Source organism: Brasilonema angustatum (assembly GCF_059505445.1).
The window spans coordinates 50,839-60,116 of sequence record NZ_JCACKO010000026.1; the positions used below are offsets into that span (position 1 = coordinate 50,839).

Annotated in this window: 7 protein-coding genes and 1 riboswitch; of the genes, 6 read left to right on the top strand and 1 reads right to left on the bottom strand. The window is 41.0% G+C overall.

Translation table 11 applies throughout. The features are described from left to right. Nucleotides 1-147 precede the first annotated feature (147 nt). A complete protein-coding gene (locus tag AC5JM2_RS06755; RefSeq protein ID WP_495834133.1) occupies nucleotides 148-1,125 on the bottom strand; it encodes a helix-turn-helix transcriptional regulator in 978 nt (325 codons plus the stop codon). A 268-nt stretch (nucleotides 1,126-1,393) separates the two neighbouring features. Between AC5JM2_RS06755 and AC5JM2_RS06760 the strand changes: the two genes are divergently transcribed. The 6 genes from AC5JM2_RS06760 to AC5JM2_RS06785 all read left to right on the top strand — a co-directional run bounded on the left by AC5JM2_RS06760 (nucleotide 1,394) and on the right by AC5JM2_RS06785 (nucleotide 9,041). Then, on the top strand, nucleotides 1,394-1,858 hold the full coding sequence (locus AC5JM2_RS06760; RefSeq protein WP_495834134.1) for a hypothetical protein: 465 nt from the start codon (nucleotides 1,394-1,396) through the stop codon (nucleotides 1,856-1,858). A gap of 74 nt (nucleotides 1,859-1,932) precedes the next feature. Beyond that, a riboswitch (cobalamin riboswitch) is annotated at nucleotides 1,933-2,075 on the top strand. 550 nt (nucleotides 2,076-2,625) lie between these two features. Next, complete coding sequence (cobW, locus tag AC5JM2_RS06765) at nucleotides 2,626-3,684, top strand: cobalamin biosynthesis protein CobW (RefSeq protein WP_495834135.1); 1,059 nt, start codon at nucleotides 2,626-2,628, stop codon at nucleotides 3,682-3,684. 1,045 nt (nucleotides 3,685-4,729) lie between these two features. After that, a complete protein-coding gene (locus tag AC5JM2_RS06770; protein WP_495834136.1) occupies nucleotides 4,730-5,152 on the top strand; it encodes a QcrA and Rieske domain-containing protein in 423 nt (140 codons plus the stop codon). A gap of 133 nt (nucleotides 5,153-5,285) precedes the next feature. Beyond that, a complete protein-coding gene (locus tag AC5JM2_RS06775) occupies nucleotides 5,286-6,152 on the top strand; it encodes a class I SAM-dependent methyltransferase (protein ID WP_495834137.1) in 867 nt (288 codons plus the stop codon). A 777-nt stretch (nucleotides 6,153-6,929) separates the two neighbouring features. Beyond that, entirely contained in the window at nucleotides 6,930-8,165 is a 1,236-nt protein-coding gene (locus tag AC5JM2_RS06780; RefSeq protein ID WP_495834138.1) for an RNA-guided endonuclease InsQ/TnpB family protein, read from the top strand. A gap of 81 nt (nucleotides 8,166-8,246) precedes the next feature. Beyond that, entirely contained in the window at nucleotides 8,247-9,041 is a 795-nt protein-coding gene (locus tag AC5JM2_RS06785; RefSeq protein WP_495834139.1) for a PhzF family phenazine biosynthesis protein, read from the top strand. The last annotated feature ends 237 nt before the right edge of the window (nucleotides 9,042-9,278 follow it).

A 9,278-nucleotide genomic window follows, 5' to 3' on the forward strand; every position in this document is an offset into this window, starting at 1 on the left:
CAAATATTTTTTATCTGTTAGTCGAGAGATTTTCTCAAATTACTCTTGATAGTACACTAAGGCATTTCAATGCTAAAAATGGCTCCAAGACGGAAAATTTTCGCGCCCTAACCGGAATTTTTGGGTAGCTTCATATAGTAATCGTGTTTAAATATTCTGCTGCATTTGATACGCTTTTGGATTGACACCGTATTTCTTTTTAAATGCACTAGCAAAGCGACTGCGGTTTGCATAGCCAACTATTTGAGCAACTTGTTCAATTTTCATTTGCCCTGACAGCAGTAATTGCCTAGCTTGCTCCATGCGATAGTCGTGTAAGTAACCAAATACTGTAGTCCCAAAAATTTGACGGAATCCACGTTTGAGAGTGCATTCGTTAATACCTACCTGTTTAGCTAAATCGATTAACGAAGGTGGATTACTTATATTCCGTAACAGAACTTCTTTGGCGTGATGGATAGAATCAATTTCCTGAAGCCGTAGCAGTTTTTCTGTTGGCGCTATTATTTGATCTGCTAGCTTAAGGGAAACCAATTCTAGGACTTTGCTCTCCAGATACATTTTGCGCGTTAGTCCCTGATAAGGACAATGAAGAATTTGCTGGAGCGCGACTTGTTTGGCTGGGGTAATTAGATTAGGACGTAGATTAAAATATTCTGGTACACCTGCGATCGCCTTTTCCAAATCTTGCGGTACTTGTTCTCCATAACTTTCGATCAACGTCCTCAGCGTTTCTGGCTCAATTATCAAACTCACCCATCTGAGATTACCTGCTCCATCAATGCTGTTATTCGACTGTGGATATACACCACCAAAAATATAGTCTTCTCCTGACTTTGTTGCTTGTCCATCAAAATCTTGCCCTGATCCAGCTAAAATAAATCCAAATTCTAAACTGTCTTGGTGATAGGCATGAGTGATCCACTTGATTGACTGCGGTAAATAAGTTTCGAGAATTTCGATGATAATGCCTTCACGAAGCGGTATCCAGCGATAATAGCCTTCACCGAGTTCTTTAGGATATCGATAAAGATAATCTTCTGGATGGGTTGGATCGATTATGGATTCTGGATTTGCTGCTTTCCTCAAATCCCAAAAATCATAAAACGTGATGTTAATTGTCATTGGTGTTGTACTGTGCGATACGCGCAGCGTCAAGCCAAGGGCTTATTGCGGTTGTTTAGATATATTACATCTTCATTCAATGCTACACAGCATCGTAAAGCAAACCGCAATTATCTAACGCTGGAGAGAGCAAAATCTTGACAAACAATGATAATTTGGCTATCAAGCCAATAAGTAGCACAAATATTCAGATAATTTGTGTATGGTAGGTACTGTAGTGGCAATTAAGACTGTATCGTGATCAATGCTCTTACTTGGAGTTACATCTATGGGCGAAGCCAAACGACGTAAACAACAAGATCCAGCATGGGGTTTGAGCTTTGAGGCTTGGGGCAAACTATTCCAGCCTAATATTAAAACTTACCTTACCCAATCTGGTTTAGAAGTCTGCGATTTTCAAGACCTATATAAAGATATGATGTGGTATCATCACCGCATCAACTTAGCCGTGGAAAGACGTGCTGAAGGGTTATCAATATTTGCCGTCAAAAACTATGTCTGCCACGCTCTTGATACTCGTTTGAAGTGCTTTCTAATTATAGAAAAATGTGATCGCTACGCGGATTCACAATACCGAAAATGGATGACCGCTGCTTGGCTTGACTTGAGTAGAGAAAAAGACGGAATTTATATTTTTGGTCGTCATACTCCTGAGTTTGTGGGATGGGTCTACCATCACGAACCAACGCTCAACGGTCTTTATAGATTTGCAACTCCACACCCAGAACTTTAGCACCGCAACTTCCTTGGGGCGATCGCTTCATTAATAACTTGGAGTAACTTACCCAAACAAATCATAGTTGTGTTAATATGCAAAATAATCTCGGTTCTAGTGGGGAACAGCCACTAGAGGTAACGGGGAAAGTCCGGTGTAAGTCCGGCGCTGTCCCGCAGCTGTAATCAAGGCTTGCCTTGTGAGTCAGAATGCCCGCCAAAGTTGACTTGTAAATTTTGTACATCTGCGAGGTACAGATAAGTATTTTTATGAATATTTTTACAACTACTAGACTTTACATTCTCATAGCCCCACATATAAAGACGCTACAGGTTACGACTTTCTATGAGATAGTAGGTGGTTAATTAACGAGAAAAATTGTGATCGATCACGCTAATTTTCTTTGGCGTAACCATTCACAAAAAAAATGGATAAGCTTATTTGTTTGGCTAGTATTCATGCCCAATAAATTAAGCGTTTCGCATTTAATTACCTTTTAGAAATAGATGCGGTTGCCACACTCAAGAGAGTTTTTATATGAACATTATCTGGGTGTTGTTAACGGTGGCGTTAGGGCTGGGATCAATCCATATCTTTATCTTTAATGAAAAATTCCCTTCCACATCACCTGCGAATTAGTAGAGAGGCGAAATTGGACTTCGTCCCGCTAGTTCCTAAGGGGGATGCTGCGCAAACGCGCTTCACGTGTCTAGTGTATGATATCTGCGGTTTGAACTTCTTTCTTGTGATTGTAAAATTAACGACTAACAAACAAGACACTTTATATGCATAAAATTCCGGTCACAGTGATTACAGGATTTCTTGGCGCAGGCAAAACGACATTAATTCGCCATTTATTGCAAAACAATGAGGGACGACGCATTGCTGTTTTGGTGAATGAATTTGGAGAAATCGGAATTGATGGCGAACTTTTGCGTGACTGTCGAGTCTGTGACGATGAAGAAGACCCCAACAGCAATATTGTTGAACTTACCAACGGTTGTCTGTGCTGCACGGTGCAAGAGGAATTCTTACCAGCGATGCAAGAATTACTTAAGCGACGCGATCGCATTGACTGCATGTTGATTGAAACCTCTGGACTAGCACTACCAAAACCATTGGTGCAAGCATTCCGCTGGCCCGAAATTCGCACGGGCGCTACAGTGGACAGTGTTATCACTGTGGTGGATTGTGAGGCTTTAGCAACGAATCAATTTGTGGGTGATTTAGAAGCTTTTGAAATACAGCGGCAAGCCGATGATAGTTTAGAACACGAAACACCCATTGAGGAACTGTTTGAAGATCAGCTGGCTTGTGCTGATTTAGTGTTGCTTACCAAGGGCGATCGCGTTGATGACCAAACCCAGGCTAAAGTGCAGCAGTGGTTGAAACAGAACTTGTTACCTGGTGTAAAAGTCATTCCTTGCCAGGACGGTCAAATTGCTTGCGATTTGTTACTCGGTTTTAACGCTGCGGTAGAAGACAACTTGGATAGTCGTCCCAGTCACCACGACACCGAAGTTGAACACGAACATGATGAAGAAATTAACGCGGTGCAACTACTGCTAGACCAAGCATTTGAGCCGTCTGTTTTGGTCAAACGTTTGCAAAGATTAGTACAACAGCAAGAAATTTATCGCATTAAGGGATTTGTAGCAGTTCCGAAAAAAGCCATGCGTCTGGTATTACAGGGTGTTGGTAATCGATTTGACTACTTTTATGACCGTCCTTGGCAACCCCAAGAACCCCGTCAAACAAAATTAGTGTTTATTGGTCGCGAACTTGATGGGGTTCGCATTGAGTCACTGATCCTACAGGAGGAAGTAAATGTGGCTGCAAAATAGCATTTTGCAAAAATGAAAAGAAAAGTATAATCCATTGCTATTTCTATAACAACAAAATATTTAATGTGTAGAAAATTAAAAACATTCTGTTTGTTAAAGAAATAAATGTAATAGATACTATATCAAAAATCAAATTATAGCTTTTGATTTTTGATATTTTTTTAATTTAGAATTTTCAACTTATAAATGCCTAAATTTTACGGCTAAATTAGCCGTAAAATCCTCTGAAAACTTTCTGTTTTAAGCCCAATTTGTCCTGGTGTTAAAAAATCATGACAAATTACGTGAATTTTTTGTCTATCATATCAAATCCGTTTGTATCGGAATTATTTCTCCTTCCTCTCTCTCTGCGCTCTCTGCGTCTCTGCAGTTTTTTTATAATTCAGATGCCACCGAATTTGATATCAATAGACAATATGTGTTCTAAAAAATCAGTTTTAACCACACTATTTTTTTCTTCAGTTTGCTAAAATTGAGCAGTAGAATTTATTTTTCAAAGTAAGGAGTTAATAGAGATTAACGTTACCGACGCGAATAGCGAAAAGGCTCTGCTTGGGGTGACAGATCCGACAAAGCGATGCTGCTGTAGCTATGTTTGGCTGTGATTGCACTGCATCGATAAATTGCTTGCTTCGTCTGCACAATAGCCTTCCGTATAATTGATTTTCCTTGATTTTTCAGATTCCCAAAAGTAAAGGAGTAAGGGAATAGATTTTTTATTTTCCCTTACTCTTTAAACAGCTTGTTATCAGACATTTTCAGTAAGTCTGCGTTGAAAAATCAACATATAGGAATCTGGTTTGATTTCTGAACAACTCGTCAGGGCAGGGAATAGGGAACAGGGAAAAAGCAATAAAGGTATACTGAGTTTTTTTCAAAAATCAAATAGGAGTCCTATATGTAACGAAACGTCAAGTAAGTAAATGGTTTAGAAATAGCTCATTCCACAGTTTCTTACAAAACTAAACATAGATAGATTTGATCGTACCGACTTACTTATTATTCGATACATTATCTAAATATTGTTCTAGATAATTTCCATAAAATGAAACGTCGTCATTTTTTTACTTACATTGGTGTAGGTTCTTTGATAAGTAGTCTACTCATGAAAGTTAGAGCCTCTGAGCCAAAAACTACAGCAATCTCATCAGCTTCTGGAGATTGGCAAAAGGTGGGAACGGTAGCCGAGTTGGATAAAACTGGCCAGTTATTAAATGAAAAGTCACCAGTTGGTTCAATTTTAATTGTTGGTACTTCTAAAAGTAAAAATTTGGTGGCAGTTAATCCCACCTGCACTCATATGGGTTGTACTGTAGAGTGGCTGAACAAGGAAAAAATATTTTTATGTCCTTGTCATGCTTCTGAATTTAAACTTGACGGCAAGGTGCAAAATGGTCCAGCCACAAAACCACTCTCAACTTACACAACAAAGATAGAGGGTAATTTCGTTATGGTGAAACGCACTTAGTTTGCTATTTTTAGAGTGTCAAATAGCACCTAAAGAACCAGCAAAATTTGGGGAACTGACACGGAACACACTTGCGCGATCGCTCGTATTATTGAAAAGAAATGTGCAAGCTATTCACTAACTCTAACCCTAAATGCAGAAACCAAAATCAATTCAAATTCCGAAAGCAACTCGTTACCAAAATGCAGCAATAGATTACTATATGGGAGTCACAGGTTCCTCCTATCTCCATTATGGGTATTGGGAAACATTACCTCACAGTGGTGAGGAATTGACTCTAAGTTCTCTGCGTGCGGCTCAGGAAGCTTATACCAAGAAACTGTTCAGTTTTATCCCACAGGGAATAAGCACGGTGCTTGACGTAGGCTGTGGTATTGGTGGTAATGCGAAATATTTTTTGGAACGCGGTTTCACTGTTGAGGGATTAGCACCCGACGCACTTCAACAAGAGAAGTTTATTAAGAATACTAACAATCAAGTACCTTTCTACTTAACGAGATTTGAAGATTTTCAACCAACCCAGTCCTACGATCTCATCCTGTTCAGTGAAAGCAGCCAATATATTGCTGTTGACGATTTGGCTCAGGGTGCGGCTCGTTTATTGAGTAGTGGCGGCTACCTGCTAATTGCCGATATGATGCGCTCTGATCCCGAATACCAGGAGGGTATCTTTTCCAATTGTCACCTCACAAGTGATCTTCAGGAAGCTTTGGAGCGAGCTGGGTTCACTTTAATCAAAGCTGAGGACATCTCAAACTCGGTTGCACCAACGATTGACTTGTCTCTTGATTACTTTCGTAGTTTTGGGCTGACTACGATGAAATATATTGCTGATGTTGTGGCGATCGCTGTCCCACCATTACATGCATTGGGACGTTGGGCATTTAAGCGCTGGCTGGACAAACCAATTGTCGAGGGGTTAGCAGCGCGCACCATTTTTGAACGCCATTTGTGTTATTCCATCCAACTCTGGCAGTTATCAATTCATAAGTTGAATTAAAATGACCGCACCAAACAAACACCCAAGATTGGCAACAAACTTTTATCGCCACCAATTTATTAGCAATTGGTTACAACGCTTGGGTTTGTTATTTAGTCCTCTTTTTGCGTGTAAGATTACCGATGTTATTTCCTCTCCCCTGCCAAGATCTGCCAAGAACTGCTACTTAGACGGTAATCTACCCTACGGGTTCTCCTAAGGAGTACGGGCAGCGAAAGGAGTAGGAGGAGAACGTGGTGTTGTTATTTGCAGCACCAATTTCCCGCATTTAGGCATTACTGGTGAAACATTTAAAGCGCATTTTCGCCTCTCTACTCGAATATTAAAGGTTTGGTAGCGTTTAACGTTTAACTTCTTCGTCGTAAGTCCCGCACTATAACAGTATTCCGTTTAGTGCCGGGATATAAGACGGGCTATGAGGATTGCATCTTTGACGCATAATAGCCAGAGGCTATTGAGGAAAAGATGTATGTTAGCGCGGAATAGCCAATCTTTCCGGAAGGCTGTTACTGCAAAGTGTATATAATAGTAACAGGTCGATATTTGGAGAAGTTTAGATGATTGGGTCTAACACGTATCAAAAATGGGCGTCGCATTGGGCAAAGAAAATGAGCCAGCCCTCGCTTGGTGGATCTGTCGGTGCATAAGGGTACTCGTTATAATAGGGCTGGCTCATTTTCCCAGTCGTTAACCCCGTTGGGCTTAGTTTTGTTGATCTGTGTTCCAAGACGAGTACTCGTTATATCAAGCCTGCCCATTTTTGAAGGGGACAAATGAATGAGACGACAAGCCGTAAAAATTAGGTTGTACCCCACAGAGCAGCAAGTTCAAATTCTTGCACAGCATTTTGGATGTGCTCGTTGGTGGTGGAATTATGGGTTAAACAAATGCATTGAAACCTATAAGGCAACTGGAAAAGGCTTGTCTCAATCTGGGCTAAATTCTTTATTGCCACCACTCAAGAAAGATAAAGAAACTGAATGGCTAGGAGAATGCTACTCACAGGTTTTGCAATCTGTAAGTCTCAATCTTAGCCGTGCATATCAAAACTTTTTTGATGGTAGAGCACAATATCCTAAATTCAAGTCAAGATATCATCGTCAGTCCATCCAGTATCCACAGAAAGTAAAACAAGTCAATGATTGCTTGAAGTTTCCTGGAACGCTAGGCGCTGTAAAAGCTAAAATACATCGTCTACTTGATGGAACTATCAAAACCGTCACCGTTAGTAAATGCCCTTCTGGCAAGTACTACGCTTCTGTGTTGATGGAATATGAAGGCGATTACCCAACATCTAGTACAGAAGGCAAAGTTATTGGTGTTGATTTAGGAATCAAGGATTTTGCGATTACCTATGATGGTGAAAAAACTTCCAAATATCCAAACCCTAAACACTTAGCTAAATATGAAAAGAAGCTAGCTAAAAAACAACGTATAGCTGCACGAAAAGTAAAAGGTAGTAATCGCTGTAGAAAGGCAACAAAAATTGTAGCCAGGGTATACGAACAGGTTAGTAATGTCCGTCAAGACTACTTACACAAGTTATCTAGAAAGATAGTTGATAATAATCAAGTCGTGGTAGTTGAAAACCTAAACGTCAAGGGCATGGTTCGTAACCACAAACTGGCGAAAGCAATATCTGATACTGGATGGGGAACTTTTGTCAATTTCTTGTCTTACAAATTAGAACGCAGTGGCGGGAAGTTGATAGAAATAAGCCGATGGTTCCCTAGTTCCAAGCTTTGCTCTAATTGTCATTACCAAATCAAAGAATTGCCACTAGATATAAGAAACTGGGTTTGCCCTAGTTGTGGAACTCATCACGATAGAGATGGTAATGCTGCAATGAATATTAGAGCAGAAGGTGTCAGAATGCTGTCCTCCTCTGGGACGGGGGAGGCTAACGCCAATGGAGAGGAAGTAAGACCAATTCGAGGGCGCAAGCCTAAGATGCGGCATTCCTCCGCGAAGTTGGAAGCCCCCACCATACCGCTTGCGGTTGGTGGTGGGTAGTTCACGAGTGTGGTCTTAACTAGACTACTTATCATTACTAAGGCTTAAGTTTCAAGACTATATTTCAAACAAATTCGAGACATGGGACAAACTATTACTCAAGTAGACGCATTTAGCAACACACCTTTTGCAGGTAACCCGGCTGCAGTCTGCATTTTACCTACCCCCCAGTCTGAAGACTGGATGCAAAAGGTGGCACAAGAAATGAATTTATCTGAGACTGCGTTTTTGGTGAGACAGGAAGATGGTTTTGCCCTGCGTTGGTTTACGCCTACAACAGAAGTGCCACTGTGTGGTCATGCTACCCTAGCTAGCGCTCATGTTCTTTGGTCACAGGGGCATCTTTTGCCAGATGAAGTCGCTCGTTTCCACACCAAGAGCGGAGTGCTGATTGCTAAAAAGCAGGGAAGTTGGATTGAACTCGATTTTCCTGTAAATTCTTCAGAACAAATAAGCGCTCCTCCTGAACTCGGTGAAGCTTTGGGTGTTGCGATGAGAACGGTGATGAAAAATTCCTTGGGTTATCTGGTAGAAGTGGAGTCTGAAGATTTAGTGCGACAAATACAGCCTAACTTCGAGCTACTGAAAGCCTTACCTCTTGCCAAGCTAATTGTCACTAGTGTAACACACGAAGACTCAGAATACGATTTTGTCTCTCGCTTTTTTGCACCGGGAGTGGGAATTAATGAAGATCCTGTGACTGGGTCTGCCCATTGTTGTCTGGCTCCGTTTTGGCGCGATCGCCTTGGCAAAGATGAGTTCTTAGCATATCAAGCGTCTAGTCGGGGCGGTGTGTTGAAGGTGCGTTATGAGGGTGGTTCTCGTGTCTATATAAGTGGACAAGCAGTTACCGTTCTGCGTGGAGAATTAATTTGAAAATGCAATTCGTCACTTTCTCACTTTCTCATTCCCTGTCAATCAATTTTGGATTTAGGATTTTAGATTTTGGATTAACTCCACCCTAAAAGTGCTCTGGTTGGAGCGGAGCGAAACGAAGCCTAGATTTTTAAATTTACGATTTTGGATTAATTCCGTCCAACAAGGACGGGGCTTGTACCAAAATCAACGCCAAGTACCAAGTGAGGGAAACAAGGACTATGGCACAAAGTGCCA